Source organism: Faecalibacterium gallinarum (genome assembly GCF_022180365.1).
Taxonomy (GTDB): Bacteria; Bacillota; Clostridia; order Oscillospirales; family Ruminococcaceae; genus Faecalibacterium; species Faecalibacterium gallinarum.
This window is the reverse complement of sequence record NZ_BQKV01000027.1, coordinates 142,553-164,800: the sequence shown is the minus strand read 5'-3', so window position 1 is coordinate 164,800 and position 22,248 is coordinate 142,553. Positions and strand designations below refer to the sequence as shown.

At 59.6% G+C, this 22,248-nt stretch carries 17 protein-coding genes and 2 riboswitches; of the genes, 10 read left to right on the top strand and 7 right to left on the bottom strand.

Annotated features, from left to right (window positions below; genetic code table 11):
* Positions 1-129: 129 nt before the first annotated feature.
* Entirely contained in the window at positions 130-876 is a 747-nt protein-coding gene (locus JCM17207_RS04670) for a MurR/RpiR family transcriptional regulator (RefSeq protein ID WP_238316501.1), read from the bottom strand.
* Between the two features lie 249 nt (positions 877-1,125).
* Between JCM17207_RS04670 and JCM17207_RS04665 the strand changes: the two genes are divergently transcribed.
* From JCM17207_RS04665 to JCM17207_RS04620, 10 genes are all read left to right on the top strand, one after another.
* Positions 1,126-2,478, top strand: a complete 1,353-nt coding sequence (locus JCM17207_RS04665; RefSeq protein ID WP_238316500.1) for a sugar transferase — start codon at positions 1,126-1,128, stop codon at positions 2,476-2,478.
* A gap of 240 nt (positions 2,479-2,718) precedes the next feature.
* Positions 2,719-4,035, top strand: coding sequence for a glycosyltransferase family protein (locus JCM17207_RS04660; RefSeq protein WP_238316499.1), 1,317 nt, complete (start codon positions 2,719-2,721; stop codon positions 4,033-4,035).
* The gene (locus tag JCM17207_RS04655; RefSeq protein ID WP_238316498.1) at positions 4,016-5,233 is read left to right on the top strand and encodes a glycosyltransferase; all 1,218 of its coding nucleotides are present in this window, start codon (positions 4,016-4,018) and stop codon (positions 5,231-5,233) included. Before JCM17207_RS04660 ends, JCM17207_RS04655 begins: the two co-directional genes overlap by 20 nt.
* 6 nt (positions 5,234-5,239) lie before the next feature.
* On the top strand, positions 5,240-6,334 hold the full coding sequence (locus tag JCM17207_RS04650) for an EpsG family protein (protein WP_238316497.1): 1,095 nt from the start codon (positions 5,240-5,242) through the stop codon (positions 6,332-6,334).
* A gap of 17 nt (positions 6,335-6,351) precedes the next feature.
* Positions 6,352-7,506, top strand: a complete 1,155-nt coding sequence (locus JCM17207_RS04645) for a glycosyltransferase family protein (RefSeq protein WP_238316496.1) — start codon at positions 6,352-6,354, stop codon at positions 7,504-7,506.
* A 43-nt stretch (positions 7,507-7,549) separates the two neighbouring features.
* On the top strand, positions 7,550-8,932 hold the full coding sequence (locus JCM17207_RS04640) for a lipopolysaccharide biosynthesis protein (protein ID WP_238316495.1): 1,383 nt from the start codon (positions 7,550-7,552) through the stop codon (positions 8,930-8,932).
* 40 nt (positions 8,933-8,972) lie between these two features.
* Positions 8,973-10,019 carry a polysaccharide biosynthesis protein gene (locus JCM17207_RS04635; RefSeq protein ID WP_238316494.1) on the top strand — a complete coding sequence of 349 codons (1,047 nt, stop codon included), beginning with the start codon at positions 8,973-8,975 and terminating at the stop codon, positions 10,017-10,019.
* On the top strand, positions 10,016-11,215 hold the full coding sequence (locus JCM17207_RS04630; protein ID WP_238316493.1) for a polysaccharide biosynthesis C-terminal domain-containing protein: 1,200 nt from the start codon (positions 10,016-10,018) through the stop codon (positions 11,213-11,215). Before JCM17207_RS04635 ends, JCM17207_RS04630 begins: the two co-directional genes overlap by 4 nt.
* A 30-nt stretch (positions 11,216-11,245) precedes the next feature.
* A complete protein-coding gene (gene wecB, locus JCM17207_RS04625; RefSeq protein WP_238316492.1) occupies positions 11,246-12,385 on the top strand; it encodes a non-hydrolyzing UDP-N-acetylglucosamine 2-epimerase in 1,140 nt (379 codons plus the stop codon).
* Positions 12,386-12,397: 12 nt separating this feature from the next.
* Positions 12,398-13,462 (top strand): NAD-dependent epimerase/dehydratase family protein, encoded by a 1,065-nt coding sequence (locus tag JCM17207_RS04620; RefSeq protein ID WP_282449846.1) that lies wholly within the window; start codon positions 12,398-12,400, stop codon positions 13,460-13,462.
* Between the two features lie 10 nt (positions 13,463-13,472).
* Here JCM17207_RS04620 and JCM17207_RS04615 read toward each other — a convergent pair whose 3' ends face one another.
* The 6 genes from JCM17207_RS04615 to JCM17207_RS04590 all read right to left on the bottom strand — a co-directional run bounded on the left by JCM17207_RS04615 (position 13,473) and on the right by JCM17207_RS04590 (position 21,876).
* The gene (locus tag JCM17207_RS04615; protein ID WP_238316491.1) at positions 13,473-14,171 is read right to left on the bottom strand and encodes a VanZ family protein; all 699 of its coding nucleotides are present in this window, start codon (positions 14,169-14,171) and stop codon (positions 13,473-13,475) included.
* A 113-nt stretch (positions 14,172-14,284) separates the two neighbouring features.
* Complete coding sequence (locus JCM17207_RS04610) at positions 14,285-15,748, bottom strand: polysaccharide biosynthesis tyrosine autokinase (protein ID WP_238316490.1); 1,464 nt, start codon at positions 15,746-15,748, stop codon at positions 14,285-14,287.
* Positions 15,749-15,769: 21 nt separating this feature from the next.
* Positions 15,770-17,785 (bottom strand): MSCRAMM family protein, encoded by a 2,016-nt coding sequence (locus JCM17207_RS04605; RefSeq protein ID WP_238316489.1) that lies wholly within the window; start codon positions 17,783-17,785, stop codon positions 15,770-15,772.
* Positions 17,782-19,338 carry an EAL domain-containing protein gene (locus tag JCM17207_RS04600; protein WP_238316488.1) on the bottom strand — a complete coding sequence of 519 codons (1,557 nt, stop codon included), beginning with the start codon at positions 19,336-19,338 and terminating at the stop codon, positions 17,782-17,784. Before JCM17207_RS04600 ends, JCM17207_RS04605 begins: the two co-directional genes overlap by 4 nt.
* Positions 19,339-19,426: 88 nt before the next feature.
* A riboswitch (cyclic di-GMP riboswitch) is annotated at positions 19,427-19,513 on the bottom strand.
* Positions 19,514-19,524: 11 nt separating this feature from the next.
* Positions 19,525-20,604, bottom strand: coding sequence for an HD-GYP domain-containing protein (locus JCM17207_RS04595; RefSeq protein ID WP_238316487.1), 1,080 nt, complete (start codon positions 20,602-20,604; stop codon positions 19,525-19,527).
* A gap of 96 nt (positions 20,605-20,700) precedes the next feature.
* Positions 20,701-21,876, bottom strand: a complete 1,176-nt coding sequence (locus JCM17207_RS04590; protein ID WP_238316486.1) for a GGDEF domain-containing protein — start codon at positions 21,874-21,876, stop codon at positions 20,701-20,703.
* Between the two features lie 247 nt (positions 21,877-22,123).
* A riboswitch (cyclic di-GMP riboswitch) is annotated at positions 22,124-22,215 on the top strand.
* Positions 22,216-22,248 lie beyond the last annotated feature (33 nt).

The window sequence follows — 22,248 nt, the reverse complement described above, 5'->3', positions numbered from 1 at the left end:
GAGTTGGGAGATTTTTACATTCAGAGGGGCGCGTTGTTTTTTGAATGGGCGGATTTGTTTTTCTCCCCTCCCCTGCAAAAAAACGCCGCTCTGCCAAAAGCAGAGCGGCGTCAGCCGGTTTTTGTGGGATTATTCTTCTTCGTCCATCCGGGACTGATACAATCTCCGGCCCAGGATTTCCAGCAGGCAGATCACCGGGACCTGACTGGTGAGCTGGAACACATCCTGGATGCGCAGGTCGGTCATATAATAGTTAAAGTTTAAATCGCTGATCTGGGCCAGGGTACAGCTCGAGCTGTTGGTGATGGAGATCAGGGGGCAAAGCCGCTCTTTGAGCTGGCGTGCCATGTCGATGACCTGCTGGGTCTCCCCCGATACCGAGAGGGCGATGACCACTGTTCGGGAGTGGTTGGTGGTGCAGGGCGCAATGGGAGTAAAGGGGTCGTCCACAAAGGTGGAAAAATACCCCACGTTGCAGAAATACCGGGCCCCATACCGGGCCAGGGTGGCGCTGGTGCCTACCCCAATGAAGAGCAGCTGGTCGGCAGTGCGCAGTACCTGGACCGCCTGGTCGATCAGGGCCTGGGAGGCAGGCAGGGCCAGCCGGTTCAAATAGTCCTGGAGGGCCGAGATGTCCAGGTCGGCGATGTCCTTTTTGTCCTTGAGCAGCTCCTGTTTCAGCAGCAGTTTGAACTCGGTATAGCCCTCACAGCCGAACTTTTTGCACATGTGCAGCACCGTGGTGGTGGAGACATGGGCCTGGGCCGCCAGCTCCCGGATCTTCATGTAGATGACCTTTTCCCGGTTTTTGGAAACGTAATTGTAAACCGACATCTCCAGCGTGTTCAGGCTCTGGATCTCCTCGTGTGAAAACAAAGCGGTTACCCCCTTTTCCCGCCCGGCAGCGGGAGGAATAATTTTCAAAACTAAGTATACCATACTTTAAGCCGGGAGTGTACAAAAATCGCATGTCAGAGGGGAAAATCGGTTTTCCGCCGGCGAGCAGCGTTCTTGTCATTTGTGGGGGGAGCGTGTATAATAAATGTATAATCATGAAAATACAGTGGACAAAACCATCCGCTGCCTTTTGGCATAGGCGGCCGCCGATCGGGGAGGTGATCGACCATGGAAACGATGCAGCACAAATTGTTATTACGTTTTGTAAGGATTCTCAACATCGCTCTGGCGACCCTGCCCTTTGGGGTGTGCTGGTATCTCGTGTATGCTCCGCAGATGGCGCAACCCTATTACAACAAGGGCAACTGGGCCATCATCGCCCTGTTCTGCGTGTTGTATATTACATATTGCCAGATCTACGATGGACACCGAATCAGTCTGAGTCGGATCTCGGAGCTCATCGGTTCTCAGCTGCTGGCTCTTTTGCTGGCCGATGCGCTGATGTACGGAGTAATCTGGCTGTTGACCAAATACATTCCGCCGGCTCTCCCCCTCCTGGCCGCCCTTTTAGCCCAGGGGATTTTAGCCGCGGCGTGGTGTTTGTGGGCCCACCAGTGGTATTTCCACACTTTTGCACCCAAACGGACGGCGGTGATTTATGATTTTCGGGAAGGATTGGAGGATTTGATCTCTGCCTATGGTCTGGAAAAAAAGTTCTCTGTGATCGAGACGGTGGATCTGCGCGCGGCGCTGGCAGAAGATCTGGCTCTGCTGGAACGGGTGGAGGTTGTTTTTCTCTTCGGAGTTCACTCCCACGAACGGAATATAATCCTCAAACAGTGTATAGCCCAGGGGGTGGAGGTCTATTTGATCCCCACCATCGGGGATGTGCTTATGAGCGGGGCCAAGCGGATGCACCTGTTCCATCTGCCCATCCTGCGGGCGGCGCGGTATAACCCCGGGCCGGAGTATCTGTTTGTCAAGCGCGCCATTGACCTGGCGGCATCGGGGCTGGCCCTGGCGGTGTTTTCCCCGGTGATGCTAGGAGCAGCCCTGGCCATCCGCTGGACGGACGGCGGGCCGGTGTTTTATCGCCAAAAGCGGCTGACCCAGAACGGCCGGGTGTTTGAGGTGCTGAAATTCCGCAGTATGCGGGTGGATGCCGAAAAGGACGGCGTGGCCCGGCTTTCCACCGGCAAGTCCGACGACCGGATCACCCCGGTGGGGCGGGTGCTGCGGAAATACCGTCTGGACGAACTGCCCCAGCTCATCAACATCCTGCGGGGGGAGATGAGTTTGGTGGGCCCCCGGCCCGAGCGCCCCGAGATTGCGGCCCAGTACCAGCAGGAGCTGCCTGAGTTTTCCCTCCGGCTCCAGGCCAAGGCAGGTCTCACCGGTTATGCGCAAGTATACGGAAAGTATAATACCACCCCCTATGACAAGCTGAAGATGGATTTGATGTATATTGCCAACCCTAGCCTGGGGGAGGATCTTATGATCATCTTTGCTACCATCAAGATCTTGTTCCAGCCCGAGAGCACCGAAGGAGTAAACGATGGGCAAACCACGGCGGCGCAATAAATAAAGGGAAAATCAATGAAGAATTTTTTGATTGTTGCACATTACAGCCGGTTTCTCCTGCAGTTCGAGCAGAGCAATGAGCTGGTAGAGTAGATGCGGCGGGAATCGCTTGAGAAAATTCACTGCCAGACTCCTGATGGCAGGGGCACTGGACCGGCGGGCGGCAAAACGGTTTGATCGAGAGCAGGAAGTTCAGAAGATGATTTATTAGAACTACTTGAGTTAAAAAGGAAGATGGGCATGAAAAAGATTCTGGTGGTGTCCTGTACCCCCTGGAACGCAAACAACAGCGTGGGGAATACTTACGCCAACCTGTTCGATGGGATGGACGACTGCGTCATTGCTCACATGTACTGCGCCGATGGGGCCGATAATGATCCCAAAGTCAGCCGGGCCTACCAGATCACCGAGAAACAGCTGGTTCTCAATCGGCTGGGGCGGCTGCCGGTGGCTGGGGGCGAGGTGGCAGTCCAGCAGATCGCCGACACCGGGGAAACTCTGACCGGGTGGGAGCGGTCTTTCATGAGTTTTGCCAAAAAACAGCGGTGGATGATCTTGTTCTGGGCCCGGGAAGCAATCTGGAAATTGGGCCGGTGGAACAACGACGGTCTGGCACAGTTTATCCGGGAGTTTGGCCCCGATCTGGTGTTTGTTAACCTCTACGACAACGTATATATGAACCGGGTGGATCTGGCGGTGCAGCGCTTGGCGGGGGTGCCCATGGTGGGGTATATCTGGGATGACTATTACACCCTCCACCAGTTTTCCCTCTCCCCGTTCTACTGGGCCAACCGGCTGTATTTTCGGCGTTTAGTGCGGCGGGTCATCGACCGGTGCAGTCGGCTGTATGTGATTTCTGACCTGCAAAAACAAGAGTACGATCGCATTTTTCAAAAAGACTGTCACCTGCTGACCAAGGGCGGTGTCTTTGAGGGGGAGCATCCGGCGCCCAAAGCCCCGGGACGCCGTCTCCAGCTGCTGTATACCGGAAACATCGGCGCCGGGCGCTGGCGCTCCCTGGCTTTGCTGAGCCGGGTGATCCGGCGGATCAACGCTTCCTGCCCGGCGGGCCAGGGGCTGGAGCTGACCATCTATACGGCTACCCCGGCGACCCGGGCCATGAAACAGCAGCTCAACTGCCCGGGCGCTGTCCGGCTGGCCGGCAGAATCCCCTATCGGGAGGTGGCTCAAAAACAGGCCGAGGCGGACCTGCTGGTCCATGTGGAGCCCACTGGCCTCGCTCATCGGTGGGAGTCGCGGCTGAGCTTTTCCACAAAACTCATCGACTATATGCAGTCTTACCGGCCTATTTTGGCCTACGGCCTGCTGGAACAGGCATCCTTGGCCCATTTAAAGGCGAAAGATGCAGCTTTTGTGGCCACAAATGAGGCCGAGCTGGAACGTACTCTGCGGGAGATTCTGGCTCGTCCGGCCCTTCTGGAGCAGTACGCGGCAAAAGGCTGGGCTTGCGGCGCGGCCTGCCACGACATTCGCCGAATCCATGCCCTGCTGCGGCAGGATTTTGAGGAGGTTTGCAATGCGGGTTGTACAGATTAACGGTTCTTACGGTATGGCCGACAGTACCGGCCGGAACACTGCCGAGCTGCACCAGTATCTTCTGGAACAGGGGGTAGACAGCTGGGTGTTTGCCTTTAAACAAAGCGGCGACGCTTCCGAGTATCGGCAGGTGGAGGTTCTGGCAGAGCCTTTTTCTCGTCCGGTCCACGCCCTGCTCTCCCGGCTGACCGGGTTGCAGGGGTATTATTCGGCGGGGCCCACCCGGCGGCTGCTTCGCAAGCTGGATTTTCTGCGACCGGAGCTGGTGGTGTTGGGGGTGCTCCACAGCAACTGTATCTCTTTCCCAATTTTAATGAACTATTTGGCAAAAAAGAAAATTGCGGTGGTGCTAGTGCTCCATGACTGTTGGTTTTTTACCGGGCACTGCTGCCACTATACCGCAGCCGGGTGCAGCCGGTGGGAGACGGGCTGTGGCCACTGCCCCGCCCGGCGGGAGTGGAACACCAGTTGGTTTTTCGACCGCTCAGTCCGTTGTCTTAAGGATAAGCGCTGCTGGTATGCGGCGCTGGACCGGCTGGCGGTGGTGGGAGTTTCGGAGTGGATTACCAATGAGGCCCGCCGTTCCATTCTGAAAAACGCAGTGGAGATCCGCCGGATCTACAACTGGGTGGATACAAAACGGTTTCGCCCCCGAGATCCGGCTCCCCTGCGGCAGAAGCTGGGCCTGGGAGAAGAAAAAATGGTGCTGGGGGTGGCCTCTGTCTGGAGCGAAGGAAAGGGGCTGGGAATGTTCATCCGGATTGCCCGGGAGCACCCGGACATGGTTTTTGTGCTGGTGGGCCGAATGGCAGAGGGGATTCCCCTCCCCCCGAATCTGCGGGCAGTGGGCTTGGTAAAGGACCCGGAAGCACTGGCGGAATACTACGCCGCCGCGGATCTCTTCGCCAACCCCTCGGTGCAGGAGACCTTCGGCAAGACGACGGCCGAGGCTCTGGCCAGCGGGACGCCGGTCCTGGTGTACAATACCACTGCCTGCCCCGAGCTGGTGGGCGAGGGCTGCGGTCGTGTGGCGCCTTTGGGGGATGAGGCGGCCTTTTCGGCGGCGATTCCGGAGCTTCTGGCTCAGGGAAAAGAGAAATACGGGCCGGTTTGCCGGGCGTTTGCGCTTGAGCGGTTCGGCAGGGAAAAATCGTTGGCCGAATATCTGGATTTGTTCCGGGCGATGGCCCGAGGATGAGGTCTTATGATACTGCTATATACCTTTTTGGCGGCGCTGGCGGGTTATTATATCTGCTCGGTGCAGGCCGAGAGCCGGGGCCGCGGGCGGGATTTTGTCGAGGACTCCGCCTACCAAAAGCGGGTGCTGCTGGGGCCGTATGTGGTTTTGTGCATCTGGTTGGTGCTTTTGGTTGGGCTGCGGAGCGACTCCACCGGCATTGATACCTGGAACTATGTCAACAACTACAACCAGTGCGTCGCCTATCCCAACTGGGACGCCTTTAGGAGCTTTTTGGAGTCGCAAAATTACCGTGAGTGCCTGTACTGGATGAGCCTGTATGGGATGGCGAAGCTGGGGGTGCCTGCCTGGGGGACCCGCTTTGTCTATGGCGCGATCGCGGTGGTGCCGGTGCTGGTGTTTATCTACCGGCGGTCGGAGTCCCTGCTGCTGAGCATTTTTTTCTATCTTTCCCTGTCCTACTACGCTTTTGCTTTTACGGGGATCCGGCAGAGTGTGGCCATCGGTTTGATTGTGCTGGCGTATCTGCAATACGAAAAAAGAAGATGGGACCTATATCTGCTTTTTTCGGTGGCGGCAATTTTCTTTCACATTACGGCAGCCATCTTCCTGCCGGTGATCCTGCTGCGCTGGGTAAGGATGAATGAGATCACAGCATCTGCCTGCGTGCTGGGGGGTGGGGCTCTCTATCTGTTTCGGGGTCCGATTGTGGATTGGCTGGAAAGGATTGTGGAGAAAGATTACTCCGCCGATATCGGCGGGGGAAACCTCTATGTGCTATTTTTGATCGGCACGGCGGTGCTGCTCTGGATTTTTCAGTGGAGATGGATCAAAAGCGAAGAGGATCAGCTCCTCTTCTGGCTGGCCTGCATGGCGGCGGTCAGCTATGCAGTGGTCAAGGTCAGCCCGGTGTATATGCGGGCGACCTACTATTACCAGATTTTTCTGTTGGCATCCCTGCCCAATATGCTCAATTCCATCCCCGACGGACTGACCCGCCGGTTCGGCAAGCTGTGTTATGTGGCGGCAGGAATTTACTTTTTCTTCTCGATGGTGGCCTTTAGCTACCGGATTACCCCCTACGAGTGGGTGCTGTGGTAAAAGAAACGAGGGTTTACATGGGTAAAGTTTACTATTTGGCCTGGCTGACCAGCCCGGGTACAGAAGTAAAAGATTTTTTAATAAGCCCTGCTGGTCAAAATAAAGCTTGGTATATTGCGGGCAAGCTGGCAAAAGCGGTCCCCGGTCTGGAGATTATTTCTCTGGCGGAACGTTCCGCCCGGTGGGGTTTTTTCCCGGCCCAGCGGGTGCTCTGGGGCCAGGGGGCGTACTTCCGCAGTTTCTGGGGGTTCGGCAAACCGGGCCGGGTGACCCGCCGGCTTCACCGGTGGCTGCGGCAGGCCCAGTTGGCCTGGTTTTTGGCTGGGCTGGGGCCGGAGGATACGGTGGTGGCCTATCACTCTCTCCTGACCGCGGAAATTCTGCTCCGGGCAAAGGCGGCCCGGGGATTCCGGCTGGTGATGGAACTGGAAGAACTCTATCAGAATGCAGTCCCTTGTACTCCCCGGGAGCGGGCGGCGGAGAATTCCATTACCCAGGCAGCCGATGGGTATTTGTTGGCGGCTCGATCTTTGACGAAAAAAATCCCGGCGGGGCGGCCCTTTGCAGTGATCAACGGCAATTATGCCCTGCCGGAACGAGGGGAACCTGCCGCTCCGGCTTCGGATGGCCGGATTCACTGCCTCTATGCGGGAACCTTTGAGCCCGCGAAACAAGGAGCGCAGAGGGCTGTAGAGGCAGCAGAGTTTTTGCCCGAGAACTACTGCGTGCACATCTGTGGGTTTGGTACGCCGGAACAGGTGGAGAACATACAGCAGAAGATCGCTCAGGTACAATCCCGCACCCGGTGCGAGATTCGGTATGAGGGGCTTCTCACTGGTACCCCTTACGAGGAAATGCTGGCCCGGTGTCAGATTGGCTTAGATACCCTGGCGGTAGATGGCCGTTTTGTCGAAACCAGTTTTCCGTCTAAGATTCTGGTCTACCTATCTCATGGCCTGCATGTAGTCTCGGGAGGAATTCCGCCGGTGCGGGAGTCAGAAGTTAGTGATCTTTTAACTTACTACCAGAGCCAGACTCCCCAGGCGGTGGCGGCGGCCATCCAACGGGTAGAACGGGACCGCACCGCCGATCCAAGGCTGCGGCTGCAGGCTCTGGACGAAAAGGCCGGGCGGGAGATCCGGCAGCTGATGGAGCAGGTACAGAATTTGTAATAAAAACAGGGCGGCTGTTGGGATCGTCCCTGTGGGAGAAACAATGAAAAAAATGGAGATCCTCCAAAAATTCCGGCAGCTTTCCGATAAGGACCGGATTCTCTTTCAGAACGTTCTGGGGGCGTTTGTGGTTAAAGGTCTGTCGTTGGTGGTGTCCCTCTTTACCCTGCCGGCCTATATGCGTTTCTTTCAGGATCAGAACGTGCTGGGGGTGTGGTATACCGTCTTGTCGGTGCTGACCTGGGTTCTGAATTTTGACCTGGGAGTGGGCAACGGCCTGCGGAACAAGCTGGCTCTGGCCCTGGCGGTGAACGACCAGGAGCGGGCCCGGCAGGTGATTTCTTCGGCCTATTTCATGATTGGTGGGTTGATGCTGGTCCTGACGGCAGCGGGACTGGGCCTGATCCCCCTGGCAGACTGGAACCGCTTCTTTAACGTGGAGGCGGACCTGATCTCTGGTGAAACGCTGGCGCAGGTGGTGCGATATGCATTTATCGGGATTGCCCTCCAGTTTTTCCTTCGGCTCATCAGTTCGATCCTCTACGCGCTGCAAAAGTCGGCCGTGAACAACGCCATTTCCCTGGTCACCAGCGTGTTGCTGCTGGTCTTTGTGCTGCTGGCACCAGCCGGGGCCCCTGCCGACAGTCTGAAACTTTTCTCTCTGGGGTATGTGTTCTGTGCCAACCTGCCCCTGGCGGCGGCTACGGTGATGGTGTTTTGGGGGCCGCTGAAAGACTGTCGGCCCGGCCGCCGGTGGGTCAACGCCTCCTGTGCCAAAGGGGTGCTCTCTCTGGGGGGAATGTTCTTTTTCTGCCAGATTTTCTATATGGTGATCGCCAATACCAACGAGTTTTTCATCACCCAGTACACCGACCCGGCCAACGTGGTGGAGTACCAGATTTACAACAAGCTCTTTACCCTGGTCGGCACCCTTTTTATGCTGGGACTGACGCCGGTCTGGTCGGCGGTGTCCCGGGCGGTGGCCGAGGAGGATTATCTCTGGCTCCGGCGGGTCAACCGGCAGCTGCTCTGGCTGACAGCCGCTGCGGCCGCCGCTGAGTTCGCTATCCTGCCATTTTTGCAGATTCTGGTGGATTTATGGCTGGGGCCGGAGGCCATTTCCATCCGATATGACTACGCCCTGATTTTTGCACTGTTCGGTACAGCCATGATCGCGCAGACTACCGTCTCGGCCATTGCCAGCGGTACTGGGCGGATCAAGCTGCAAATGCTCTGCTATGGGCTGGGGGTGGTGGTGAAAGTAGTGGTGATCGACCTGGGCTGCCGCCTTACCGGCGAATGGATCGTGGTGGTGCTGGCCAACGCTCTGGTTCTGCTCCCCTACTGCATCCTCCAGCAGCTCGATCTGACCCGATATATCCGCCGAAAACTCTCGGAAAAACAGGCGGGACCCGCCGGGGTTTAAATGGCCCCCAGGGCCCTTTCAGGAAAGGAATGAAAATACTATGTCTGACTTCAACAATGGAACCCTGCTCATCACTGGCGGCACCGGTTCTTTCGGCTCCACCGTCCTGAAACGGTTTCTGGATTCGGACCTGAAAGAGATCCGAATCTTTTCCCGGGACGAGAAAAAACAGGACGATATGCGCCACAACCTCCAGGCCCAAAATCCCGACCTGGCCCGAAAGGTGAAATTCTATATTGGGGACGTGCGCAGCCCCCAGGCCGTGCGGGACGCCATGTGGGGGGTGGACTATGTCTTCCATGCGGCGGCCCTCAAGCAGGTGCCCAGCTGCGAGTTTTTCCCCATGGAGGCGGTGCGCACCAACATCGAGGGCACCGATAACGTCCTCCACGCGGCAGTGGAAGCGGGGGTCCAGCGGGTGGTCTGCCTATCCACCGACAAAGCCGCCTACCCCATCAACGCCATGGGCATTTCCAAGGCAATGATGGAGCACGTGGTCTACGCCAACGCCCGGGTGGCCGCCGAGCGGGGCGGCACCGTCATCTGCTGCACCCGGTACGGCAACGTTATGTGCAGCCGGGGCAGCGTGATTCCCCTCTTCATTGACCAGATCCGGGCGGGAAGTCCCATTACCATCACCGACCCGGAAATGACCCGGTTCCTCATGAACCTGGACGAGGCGGTGGAGCTGGTGCTCTTCGCTTTCACCCACGGAAAGCCGGGGGATCTGTTCATCCAGAAATCGGATGCGTCCACCATCGGGGACCTGGCCCGGGCGGTGCAGCAGCTGTTTGGGGACACCGGCACTCGGATCATCGGCACCCGCCACGGGGAAAAGCTCTATGAGACCCTCATGACCCGGGAAGAGCGGCTCCGCAGCGAGGATATGGGCCAGTATTTCCGGGTGGCGGCGGACAACCGGGACCTGAACTACGACAAATTTGTGGTGGAGGGCCAGGTGAACACCATGGCGGACGAGGCCTACACCAGCCACAACACCCGCCGGCTGGACGTAGAGGGAACCGTGAAGAAAATTCTCACCGCCGATTATGTGCAGCAGGCGCTGCGGGAGGAGGCCGGGCAATGAGAATACTGGTGACGGGGGCCGGGGGCTTTGTGGGTAAAAACCTTTTGCAGAACCTGCGGGCCATCGCCGAGGGTAAAAACCGCACCCGACCGGGGCTTTTGATCGAGGAAATCATGGAGTATCACCACAGCGACGGTCCGGCCCGGCTGGAGGAATACTGTGCCCGGGCGGACTTTGTCTTTCACCTGGCGGGGGTAAATCGCCCGGAGGACCCGGCGGAGTTTCTCGCTGGCAACCGGGACGCCACCGCCGCCCTGCTGGAGGCCCTGGACCGGCAGAAAAATCCCTGCCCGGTTCTCTTGGCCAGCTCCATCCAGGCCAGCCTGACCGGCCCTTACAGCCAGTCGGAATATGGCCGGAGCAAGCGGGCCGCCGAGGCTCTGGTCTTCGCCCATGCCTCCCGCACCGGGGGGCGGCCTTTGGTATACCGCTTCCCCAACCTGTTCGGAAAATGGGGCCGACCGGGCTACAACAGCGTGGTGGCAACCTTCTGCTACAACATTGCTCGGGGCCTGCCCATTCAGATCCGGGACCCGGAAGCCGAGCTGGAGCTGGTGTACATTGACGATCTGGTGGAGGAGATGCTGGACGCACTGGAAGGGCGGGAACACCGGTGTGAGTGCCGGGGGATGGAAAACCTGCCCGACCCCGCCGGGGCCTATTGCTGTGTGCCGATCTCCCATCGGGTGACCCTGGGGCGGATCGCCGAGCTTTTGAGCCGGTTCGAGGTTCTGCCCCAGACGATCTGGATGCCGGAGATGGGGCCCGACTCCTTCGAGAAAAAGCTCTGCGCCACCTATCTGTCCTACCTGCCCCCTGAGAAAGCCTGTACCCCCCTGCGGATGAACTGCGACGAGCGGGGCAGCTTCACCGAGCTGCTGCGCACCCCCCGCAGCGGCCAGTTCTCGGTGAATGTCTCTCGGCCCGGGGTCACCAAGGGCCAGCACTGGCACAATACCAAGTGGGAGTTTTTTGTGGTGGTGTCGGGCCACGGCCGGGTGCGCCAGCGCCGGCTGGACAGCGGCGAGGTCACCGAGTACGACCTCTCGGGGGAAAAGCTCGAGGCGGTGCGGCTTCTGCCCGGCTATACCCACAGCCTGGTGAACCTGTCCGACACCGAGGATCTGATTACTGTGATGTGGGCCAACGAGCCCTTCGACCCGTCCCGGCCCGATACCTGTTTTGAGCCGGTGTAACCCCGGCAAGTAAAAGGGAGTGGATTGTTTATGCGCAAAATCAAACTTATGACCCTGCTGGGCACCCGGCCCGAGATCATCCGGCTTTCGGCGGTCATCAAGAAATGCGACCAGTATTTTGATCAGATTCTGGTGCATACCGGCCAGAACTATGACTATACTCTCAACGGGATCTTTTTCAAGGACCTGGACCTCCGGGCGCCGGACTATTACCTGGACGCCGTGGGGGCCGATCTGGGCGAGACCATCGGCAACATCATCGCCAAGAGCTACCGGCTGATGCAGGAGCTTCAGCCCGACGCTCTGCTGGTCCTGGGGGATACCAACAGCTGTCTGGCGGCCATCTCGGCCAAGCGGCTGCACATCCCCATTTTTCACATGGAGGCAGGCAACCGCTGCTTTGACGAGTGCCTGCCCGAAGAGACCAATCGCCGGATTGTGGACCACATCGCGGATGTCAACCTCTGCTACTCGGAGCACGCCCGCCGGTACCTCAACGCCGAGGGGGTGGCCCGGGAGCGCACCTATGTCACCGGCAGCCCCATGGCCGAGGTACTCCGGGCCAATCTGCCCGCCATTGAGCGGTCGGATGTGCTTCAGCGCCTGGGCCTGGCGCCCCGGTACTATATTCTGCTCTCGGCCCACCGGGAGGAGAACATTGACACGGACGAGAATTTCCAGGCACTGTTCAACTCGGTGAATGCCCTGGCCCGGAAATACGACCTGCCCATCCTCTACTCCTGCCACCCCCGCAGCCGCAAACGGCTGGAACAGATGAATTTTGTCCTGGATGAGCGGGTTCAGCTCCACGAGCCTCTGGGGTTCCACGATTACAACAACCTTCAGATGAACGCCTACTGTGTGGTGTCCGACTCGGGGACCCTGCCGGAGGAGTCCGCCTTCTTTGCGGGGGCGGGGCATCCCTTCCCGGCAGTCTGCATCCGCACCAGCACCGAGCGGCCCGAAGCTATGGAAAAGGGCTGCTTTATCCTGGCGGGGATTACCCCGGGCGGCGTGGAGCAGGCCGTTCAGACGGCGGTGGAATTGCAGGAGAACGGCGACTTTGGTCTGCCGGTGCCCGATTACACCGAGGATGTCTCGGTCAAGGTAGTGAAGCTGATTCAGAGCTATGTGGGGGTGGTCAATACCATGGTCTGGCGCAAACGCTAAGGAGGCGCGTGCATGAACCAAATCGAGCTGAGCAACCAGACCGTCCTCATCACGGGGGCGGCGGGATTCATCGGGGCAGCCCTGGCGGCCCGTCTGCTGGAGGATGCCCCCGGGCTCCGGGTGGTGGGTCTGGATAACCTCAACCCCTACTACGACGTGCGGATCAAGCAATACCGGCTGGCCGGGCTGCGCTGCCGCCCGGGGTTCGTCTTTGTGGAAGGAGAGCTCAGCGACAAAGTCCTGGTGGATCGGCTGTTTGAGGAGTACCGGCCCGCCCTGGTGGTCAACCTGGCGGCCCAGGCCGGGGTGCGGTATTCCATCACCCATCCGGACTGCTATATCGAGTCCAACATCCAGGGATTTTATAACATTCTGGAGGCCTGCCGTCACTCCTACGACGGGGGCCGTCCCGGAGTGGCCCATTTGGTTTATGCCAGTTCTTCCAGCGTCTATGGCGCCAACACCAAGATCCCCTACTCTACCGAGGACAAGTCTGATAGTCCCGTCAGCCTCTACGCTGCCACCAAAAAGAGCAACGAACTGATGGCCCGCGCCTACGCCAAGCTCTATGCGATCCCCTCCACCGGGCTGCGTTTTTTCACCGTTTACGTCCCGGCGGGACGCCCGGATATGGCCTATTTCGGCTTTACCAATACTCTGCGGGCGGGGGGCAAAATTCGCATCTTCAATTATGGCAACTGCAAGCGGGACTTTACCTACATCGACGACATCGTCGAAGGGGTGGTGCGGGTGCTCCGCCGCCCTCCTGCCCGGGTCACCGGGCCGGACGGACTTCCCCTGCCTCCTTACGCCCTCTACAACATCGGGAATAACCAGCCAGAGAACCTTTTGGACTTTGTGGAGATCCTTCAGCAGGAGCTGGTGGCGGCGGGAGTGCTGCCGTCGGATTTCGATTTCGAGGCCCATAAAGAGCTGGTGCCCATGCAGCCCGGCGATGTGCCGGTGACCTACGCCGACACCAGCGCCCTGGAACGGGAGTTTGGGTTCCGCCCTTCTACCCCGCTGCGGGTGGGGCTGCGCCGGTTTGCCCAGTGGTATAAAGCGTTTTATTTATGAGCCGGAGCTCTCAGTACCGGGTACTCCGCCGGGGGCGGTCCGCCCCGGACAGGGAGACAAACAGGGCGCCCACAGCGGCCCCCAGGGCATTGCTGACGATATCGTTTACATCGCAGGTGCCCAGATGGGCGGCCAGCTGGATGGTCTCAATGGCTACCGAGAGGGCCAGCCCGAACAAAAAGGCAGTGTCCACCCCCCGCAGCCGGGCCGGGCAGAGCCGGAACAGCAACAGCCCCGCCGGCACAAAGAGAAGCAGGTTCAAAAAGGAGTGGCCGAGCGCCCCGATCCCGGCGCCTGAGAGCGCCCGCAGCAGGTTCTCAAAGGGAATCAGTTCCAGGGCAGCCTGGCGGGACTCCCCCAGCCGGGAAAACAGGGTGATGAAGAGGACTACCACCAGGTAGCTGCCAAAAAGCCCGGCGGCCCGGCGGTTGATCTGGCCCCGGGCGCGCCAGAACAGCCGGGCCAGATGGGCCCCGGCCCCGATGGCCCAGAGCACCAGGAAGCCATAGAGGACCAGCGGTTCCCGCCCAAAATAATCGTAGAGCAGCCAGGCAAAGCCCAGACAGCAGAGATACAGCCCCAGGAAAACCCCGGTCAGGACGGGCAGAGCCCGTCGGCTGGGCAGGGATCGCCCCGTGGCCCAAAGGGCTCCGCCCCAAATCATCAGGAAAAAGAGGGCCCAGAGAAAAAAGGTCATTTGGTTCATCATACGAGTTTCTACTCCGTTGTTGCAAGGATTGCACAAAAGTGCCGCAGGCCCGCCCCGTAAAACCGGACGGCGGGCCTGCGGTTTTTTATTTTGTTTTTCAGCGGTTGCCGTATTCAATGGCGGCTGGCGGACCGGCCATATTTTTCGGCGGAATTTTTGGCGCTGCGGCCCGAACCTGAGTTGCGGCCGTAATGGTCGTAGCTGCCGTAGCGGCTGGTCCGGCCCAGGGGTTTGGCCCGGTTGACGATGCAGCCCAGAGGTTTGATGCCCGATTTTTCCAGCCGGTCCAGCGAGTCGCGGATGGCGTTCATGCTGGAATAGTCGAACCGGATGACAAAGAGAGCCGACTGGGCGATCCGGTTCAGGCTCAGGGTCTCGGCCACCCGGCCCACCGGGGCCGAATCCATCAGCACATAGTCGTAATTCTGGGCCAGATCCTTGATCAGGGTCATCATAGCGTCCCCCAGGGGGATCTCCTTGGGCTCCAGGATGGCGGGCAACAGATCCAGGTAGCCGGTCAGGTTGGTGACTGCCTCCTCGGCGGTAGCCTCGCCGCGGTAGAGGGCGTTCAGGGTGTGGTTGTAATCCACCTTATCCAAAAACAGCCCGCCCAAACTGGGGTTGCGCACGTCCAGATCGATCAAAAGGACCTTGTGTTCCAGATCGGACAGCTGAACGGCCAGGTTGGCCGCAATGTGAGTTTTGCCCTCGTCCGGCTCGGCAGAGGTGATATAGATGCACTGATGTTCCCCGGGGCCCAGCCGGTTGTGGAGGATGTGAGCCGCCGAGACAAAACTCTCCCGGACGTTGGCCCCCACAGGGTCGTCGTCCTCCACCAGCAGGGACTGCCGGCGGCGGAAGTATTCCCGGTTTTCGGGTACCTCCCCCAGGATCTCCAGCCCCAGAGAGCCCTCGATGTCCCGGGTGTTGACCACCGTGGGCAGCAGCAAAAATTTCAGGAAGCTGAAGCCCACACCCGCAGCCAGACCCAGAGCGGCCATATACACCCACATGGAGGCGTTGACGCTGCCGCCGATCCGGTATTTTGCTTTGGGCTCGTTCACCACCGACACGCTGCCGATCTTAAGCGTCTCAATCAGGATATCAGGGGCCACCTCGTTGATGGCGTTCAGAATCTCGACCCCCTCTTCGGCGCTCCGCCAGTAGAGGGATATCTCGATGATCTGGGTGTCGCGGTACTGGGTGAGCACCAGGTTGTCGTAGATATCCGCCTCGGCGATGCCCACCAGCTTAATGTTCTGGACGGCCGCTTTCAGGGTGCGGTCGCTCTTGAGGACATAGATCACCGAGTCCACCATGTTTTCGGCCAGATAGATGTCGGTGGAGTCAGGGCTGCTGGTCTGGGAGGTAAAGCTGCCGTCCGCCGTCTGGGAGGTAACGGCGATGGCCGAGGTGATGATATACTCCTTGGACATCTCGCCCTGCATATAGGAGACCATGGACAAGAGGATGCCGATGGCCAGGCCGGCGGCGGTGGTTCCGCAGATCAGCCCCCAGTTTTTGATCAGCGCGTGAAGAAAATCTCCCAGGCGCAGGTTTAAGTGTTCGTCTTGCATGCAGTTTCTCCCTTATGTGATTCAGCGGTCCCGTCCGTCTTTTCTTCGGTTCCAGAAGGAGCGGCGGGGCTTGCCGTGGGTCGCGGATTTCCGGCCGCGGGGGTTTTCCGCCCGATAGGTGTATTTCTGCTCCGGTTCCGCCGTGGGTTCCGGCTTCGGCTCCTCCGTCGGTTCCGGTTCGGGTTCAGCCTGCGGTTCCTCAGCGGGGGCCGGTGTGGGCTCGGCCTTGGGTTCCTCCAGCGGTTCCGGTTCGGGTTCCGGGGCCGGTTCTTCGGCGGGTTCCGTCACAGCTTCCGGCGCGGGCTCTGTGGGCGGCTCTTCCGTGGGGATCGGGTCGGGTTCGGCGGGGGGCTCCGGCCCGGAGGGCGGCCCGTCGCTGCCCGCCGCCGTGACCAGTGCGGGGGCCCGCACCGGCAGCGCTTCTGCCCGGCGCCGGCGGTGGTGCACCAGAAGAACAATTCCGCCTGTCAGCGCAGCCAACGCCAGCAGAATCACACCCACGCCCGGCAGAGTCCAGACGGGAATATGGATGGTTTGGATCTCGGCCATATCCTGGATTTCGATGGCCCGGCGCTGGTCGTTCCGGCCGTCCAGCACCACAAAGTAGGCGCCCGGCTCAAGGCCTTCCAGAGTCTTGGCCATGCCGGTGGAATCCCAGACTCCCACAAGCTCATCCTGTGCGTTGTAGAGGGCTACGTTATGGTCCGAGACATGGCTGCGGAGAACCCGGTCCACTACGCTCAGTTCCACCCGGGTGATCCGGTTGGTGATGGTGTATTCTTTCTGGACCTCTTCTTCGATCCGTCCGTCCGGCGAGACGGTAAAGACCAGGTCCGCCTCGCTGAAGGTGTAGTTTTCCTGGCTGCTCAGCTGGCGCAGACGATAGGTGGTGCTCTTTTCCAGGTTGGTCAGCACCAGCTGGCCCCCGGCGTCCGAGACCACCGACACACCGCTGCCGCCCTCCCGGGCCAGCCAGAAGGAAGCCCCCTCCAGCCCGATGGTGGGATACAGTTCATCCGATACCTGGAGCAGTACGGTGGTTTTCTCACAGGAAATCTGATGCACCGGGGGCTGCACCCCGGTCTTTTTCTTTTCCATCGAGACTTCCATCGGTTCGGTATCGGCGGCATAATACTGGGGCACGGTGGATTGGGTCAGGATATAGTCCCCCAGGTACAGCTCGATGCTCTCGCCGTAGCCGGAGCTGTCGCAGAGGATCTGGTCCACCGTCTGCCCGGCGGTGTACCGCAGGGTGCCATCCTTGGTCACAATGTCCTCAGCGGCGGTGACGTCATAGACGCCCCCGGCCACCGGCTGACCGGTGTCGGCGTCGATCATCCGGATTCGGATGATATTTTTCGAGGGGGAAAGTGGGACTACCACCACCAGGGGCTCGTTCCAGTCTCGGTCCTCGTTGGCGACAAACTCGATGTTGCCGGCGGAGTCATAGCCCTCCGGCTCGTTCAGCTCGTGGAGGAAATATTGCCCCAGCTGGACCTTTTCCGGCAGGAAAAAGACGCCCTCGCTGGTGGTTTGGTACTCCCGGTATTCGACTCGGCGGGGGTAATAGGTGTTGAGGAACTGAAGCCCGCCGTCCTGGGTGTACAGTTCAAACCGGATGCCTGCCTCCTTGATGGTGGCCTCGGTCTCAGAGTCGATCACCATGACATAGACCGCTGTCTTGCCATTGCCCTCTCCCTGGCCGTAGCCGCCTCCGCCGCCGGCCACCGGGTATTCGTATTCGTCCTCGTGGTCGTCGCCGCCGCCACCTCCGCCGTCGTCGTCCCACTCGCCGTCGCCGTCCCAGGCGCTGGTTTCGTCGTCCTCCCAGCCGCCATCTTCGGAGCCGCTGCCCGCCAGACTGGTGGAGGAACCCGGGTAAGGGTCAATCAGCTCTTCCTCCGGGATTTGGATGATATAGAGCAGCAAGAGCATGACCACCAGCAGCAGAATCAACAGCAGAGCCGACATCATGTCGGCGGTGGACTGCCAGTAGTTGAGGGGCTCGCCGCCCGATTTTTTTCGCAGTTTACTCATAACTTAACCAGTTTCTCAAATTCCTGCAAAGACATGGGCTTGTGCAGGTAATACCCCTGCCCCGCTGTGCAGCCGGCCCGGCGGAGCACCGTCATCTGCTCGGAGTTTTCGATGCCGGAGGCGATCACCGGCAGGTGGAACTTTCTGGCCTGATCCAGTGCCGCCTGCAACTTTTCGGCGCCCCGGCGGGATTCGTCCGAGAAATAGCGCAGATCCAGCTTGAAGGCGTCGGTCTTGGAGTCCTTGAGGGCCATCAGCCCCATGAAATCGTCCCGGCAGCCGTCGATCGTCAGCCGGAACCCCACCTGACGGAGGGCGTCCCCCACGTCCCGGGCGGCTTCCTCACACTGGAGATAGGCATTTTCGGCCATCTCCAGCTCCAGGTAGCGGGGCGGGATGCGGTATTTGTGGACCAGATCCTTGAAAAACTGAATCAAATCGATGGCCATCAGATCGGTTTTGGAGATATTGATGGAGATGGGCACCGGCCGCAGCCCGGCGTCGATCCAGCCCCGAATGGTCTTGCAGACCGATTCCCAGATGTACTGGTCCAGCTTGGTGATAAAGCCGTTGGCCTCCACCACCGGGATAAAATCGTCCAGGGGCACAAGGCCGAACTCCCCGTGTTCCCACCGCATGAGGGCTTCGCCGCCGATGACGGCCCGGGTGTTCAGGTCGCAGATGGGCTGGATGTAAAAGATGAATTCCCCGTTTTTCAAGCCCTCCCGGATTTCGGGCATCATCCGCAGTTCGTTGCCGGGGTCCAGAGAGGCCGCAGCGGCCGCAGCGGGCATATACCCCTGCTTTTTGGGCAGCCGGTCCAGCCGTTCCAGAATCAGCTGGATCTCTTTGCCCCGGCGCAGGCGGGTCTGCTCGGCGGTGTTGGGAAGGATGTACAGATGGAAACTCTCCACAAACAGCCCCAGCTCCCGCACCAGCAGGTTCCACAGCAGCTTGTAAAACAGGTTGAACAGGATGGAGAAGATGACGCCCACGATGGAGGTATAGAACGCCACGTCGATGCCCCGCAGCACCGTCTGGATGCTCAGGATGGTAGCGTCCACCGAGCTGAAACTGATGCTGCTGATTCCCAGCACCAGGCCCAAAAAGGTGCCCAGCAGGCCCAGCGCCGTCATGGTGCCGGGGATCTGGCTGACCACGCTCTGCCAGCTGCGCAGGGCCAGGGCTTCCTCGTTGATGGTGTCCTCGATGTCACTGACAATCTGGTCGTTTTTCTGCTGTTCGCTGACCTTGGCGCGGTAGAGCTCGAACAGGCCGTCCAGGGTTTTCTGGTGAAAAAAGTATTCCAGCTGCTGCAGCGCCACCCAGGGGGTGCTGGCGCTCACATCCCGCAAACCTTCGATGTTGGCCCGGGCGGTGCGCAGCCCGTCGATGTACAACAGGGTGGGGGTCATCCCAAAGCCGAACCCCAGCAGCAGGATCAGGCACATCAGGCCGATAATAATCAGGGACAGGATATCCGGCGTAAAGGCCAGCGCCAGCGCGCCGGCAGCGGCCAGCAGCAGGCCGATCAATACAAGTAGTTTTTTCACCTGGTTCACTCCTTTCGGTGGCTGGCCATTTTGGGGCGAGCCTGAAACGGAAAAAGGCTGCAAACGCCCCGGCCGGCGGCAGGGGGGCTTTTGCAGCCTGACAATCTTAGCAGCAGCCTGCCGTAGACTCATAGCTTTGCGTCGCCGCCTTTCGACGGCTTTGCTAAATATTGGGGCGGATAGGACTTAGCGGGACGGGGCGTACAGGCGCTGGAGCACCGGTGCGGCCTGCTGGAACTGTTCCAGCAGCCGGGGGTTGAACGCGCCGCACTGGCCGTCCAAAATCATTTTCAGGGCCTGGTCGGGGGGCAGCTCTTTTTTATAGCAGCGGGGGCTCACCAAAGCGTCATAGACATCCGCCAGGGCCACGATCTGGGTCCACAGAGGGATCTCATCCCCTTTCAGGCCGTCGGGATACCCCCGGCCGTCCCACCGCTCGTGGTGATGCAGGGCGATGTCGTAGGCGTAGCGGTAAGCGGAGTGCTCCTTCATCTGGGGGATGCGGGAGAGCAGCTCGGCGCCCTTGACGGTGTGGGTTTTCATGGTATCGTATTCTTCCGGCGTCAGGCGTCCCCGTTTGTTGAGGATGGCGTCGGGAATCGAGATTTTGCCCACGTCGTGGGTGATGGCTCCCACTCCGATCAGGTTGATTTCCTCTTCTGAGAAACCCTCCCCCAGCGGGGTGTTCCGGAGCATATAACAGGCGATGTCGTGGATTCGCCGGACGTGCTCTCCCGACTCGTCGCTGCGGAACTCGATGGCGGTGGCCAGGGCCTCCACCATTCCCATGCCGATCCGGGCCATGGCCTGGGCCTGGTGGAGCAGCTGGTCCCGCTGGCGCTCCACCTCGGCGCCCAGCCGGCGCCGGGCCCGGAACAGTTCTACCACCGAATCCACCCGTCGGCGAACGATGTAGGGCACCACCGGTTTCTGGATGACGTCCATCACCCCCAGCTCATACGCCTGGCGCAGGGTGTCGCTGCCGGTCTCGGCAGTGATGAGGAACACCGGAATCTGTTCGGTCAGACCCCTGCGCTGCATCCAGCGCAGGGTGTCCAGGCCTCCCATCCGGGGCATGACCACATCCAGCAGAACGGCGCAGAGGCTCGTTTTGTGCTGCCGGATCAGCTCCAGCGCTTCTTCGCCGTCCTCGGCTTCCAGGGTGTCATAATCCGATTCGAAGAGATTTACCAGGATGGCGCGGTTCAGCTCCTGGTCATCCACGATCAGAAGTTTTTCGTTTTGGGTAGAAGATAGGGTCTCCATTTTTTCCTCCTGAGGAATTCAACGGCCAGAGGGAGCGCTGTTCGGGACAAAACCGGGGCCCGCGGGTTCGCTGCTGCACACAGGGGGATCGGGAGGTTAGTCAGGCGGACAGGCGGCCTGTTGTTTTTGATAAAAGGCTCTCTTTTCCGCATACATCCCGTCGTCCATTGCCCGCAGAAAACCGTCCAGATCCTCTGAGGTGAAGGCCGCTGTCCCCAGAGAGAGGGAGAGCCGATACGGCGCGCGGGATTCGGCGTTGCAGCGGGCCAGCTCCTGGGCCAGCCGCTCCCGCACCCGCTGGGCCTCGCTGGGCGGGGTATTTTCCAGCAGGATCACAAACTCGTCCCCGCCGTACCGGGCCACCACCGTCTTGGGGGAGACGCAGCGGCGGAGAATCTGCCCCACCAGGCAGAGTACCCGGTCACCCTCGGCGTGGCTGTATGTGTCGTTGATCTGCTTGAACTGGTTGATGTCCAGAAGGATGCCCTGGATGGGCCCGGCTTTGCGGCTCCGCTCCGAAAGATAGTTCAGATAGCGGATCAGGTAGTTGCGGTTGTACAGGCCGGTCAGGGCGTCCAGGTAAGCTTCCTCGTTCTGTAAATTGATGTACAGGGAGGTGAGCCCCAGGGCCACCGATACCCAGATCAGGGCGATGCCGTAGTGGAACAGCTGGAGCAGGCTGCCCAGATAGATGGGCAGCAAAAAGAGCAGCACCGGCATGAACAGGTATTTTTGCAGCTTTTTTTGTTGCCGCCAGACCAGGACCGCCCCGCAGGTCAGATAAAAATAGGTGACGAGGTAGTTGATCAGGACCAGAGGCCGCCGGGTATAAATATTCTCGGGGCTGATCTCGAAAAAGACGGGGAAAAACAGGTTGGCAAAGGCCAGCAGACAAAGGATCGCCGCCGGCGCTGCCAGCCGGGGGATCATCCGCCGGAGCCGGGCTGTACTGCCGCAAAGTTTGTAGTCCACATAGCAGACCCACGCAAAGGAGAACACCGCGTTGAGAAAAAAGAGCAGACAGTTGGCCAGGATGGCCAGGGCCCGCGCCCCCCAAAACAGGGTGCCGTCCAGCATAAAGGAGAGGGTCTCCACCACACAGAGGGCCAGGTTCAGCCAGCACATTCCATAAAAGAGCCTGCCGTCCAGAGTTCTGGGCCGGGCCGGGTGGCGTTTGCTGAACAGCAGCACCAGCAGCAGGCAGATGCCCAGGCCATTGGCAATTAGGATGGCGGGCAGATTCAGAGGGGCGTCGGGGTGCGCAGCGGGCACAAAATAACCTCCTTTTTGGCGGGCCGGGGCCTCGAATGGCGATCGCAGACAGAAAAAGACGCTGCAATAAAAAAGATATGTATATATTTAATCCAAAAAGAACTATGCAGCAAGGAATTTTATACTGCTAATTATATCATTTTTTGCAGACGGTGTAAAGTTGTGCACCGTACCTCGATTCTCTTGACAGAAAGTGAAATTTATGATACTTATGAACTGTTAAAATCAACGATTTCGGGGCTTTGCCCCGGCAGTTTGCCAAACTTGTCGAAAGACAGGGACGGAAAGCCCAGGTGTCTAACCGAATGTGTTTATTCGCAGGATCGACCGGCTGCGGGGGACCGATGGTCCGGCACAGAGAGGGCATTTGGC

What these genes read in the sequence shown, in the direction of transcription:
- JCM17207_RS04645 (WP_238316496.1), top strand. Translation starts at nt 6,352, where the DNA reads ATGGGTAAAGTTTACTATTTGGCCTGGCTGACCAGCCCGGGTACAGAA.
- JCM17207_RS04660 (WP_238316499.1), top strand. Translation starts at nt 2,719, where the DNA reads ATGAAAAAGATTCTGGTGGTGTCCTGTACCCCCTGGAACGCAAACAAC.
- JCM17207_RS04650 (WP_238316497.1), top strand. Translation starts at nt 5,240, where the DNA reads ATGATACTGCTATATACCTTTTTGGCGGCGCTGGCGGGTTATTATATC.
- JCM17207_RS04640 (WP_238316495.1), top strand. Translation starts at nt 7,550, where the DNA reads ATGAAAAAAATGGAGATCCTCCAAAAATTCCGGCAGCTTTCCGATAAG.
- JCM17207_RS04615 (WP_238316491.1), bottom strand. Translation starts at nt 14,171, where the DNA reads ATGATGAACCAAATGACCTTTTTTCTCTGGGCCCTCTTTTTCCTGATG.
- JCM17207_RS04630 (WP_238316493.1), top strand. Translation starts at nt 10,016, where the DNA reads ATGAGAATACTGGTGACGGGGGCCGGGGGCTTTGTGGGTAAAAACCTT.
- JCM17207_RS04655 (WP_238316498.1), top strand. Translation starts at nt 4,016, where the DNA reads ATGCGGGTTGTACAGATTAACGGTTCTTACGGTATGGCCGACAGTACC.
- JCM17207_RS04595 (WP_238316487.1), bottom strand. Translation starts at nt 20,604, where the DNA reads ATGGAGACCCTATCTTCTACCCAAAACGAAAAACTTCTGATCGTGGAT.
- JCM17207_RS04610 (WP_238316490.1), bottom strand. Translation starts at nt 15,748, where the DNA reads ATGCAAGACGAACACTTAAACCTGCGCCTGGGAGATTTTCTTCACGCG.
- JCM17207_RS04605 (WP_238316489.1), bottom strand. Translation starts at nt 17,785, where the DNA reads ATGAGTAAACTGCGAAAAAAATCGGGCGGCGAGCCCCTCAACTACTGG.
- JCM17207_RS04620 (WP_282449846.1), top strand. Translation starts at nt 12,398, where the DNA reads ATGAACCAAATCGAGCTGAGCAACCAGACCGTCCTCATCACGGGGGCG.
- JCM17207_RS04635 (WP_238316494.1), top strand. Translation starts at nt 8,973, where the DNA reads ATGTCTGACTTCAACAATGGAACCCTGCTCATCACTGGCGGCACCGGT.
- wecB (WP_238316492.1), top strand. Translation starts at nt 11,246, where the DNA reads ATGCGCAAAATCAAACTTATGACCCTGCTGGGCACCCGGCCCGAGATC.
- JCM17207_RS04665 (WP_238316500.1), top strand. Translation starts at nt 1,126, where the DNA reads ATGGAAACGATGCAGCACAAATTGTTATTACGTTTTGTAAGGATTCTC.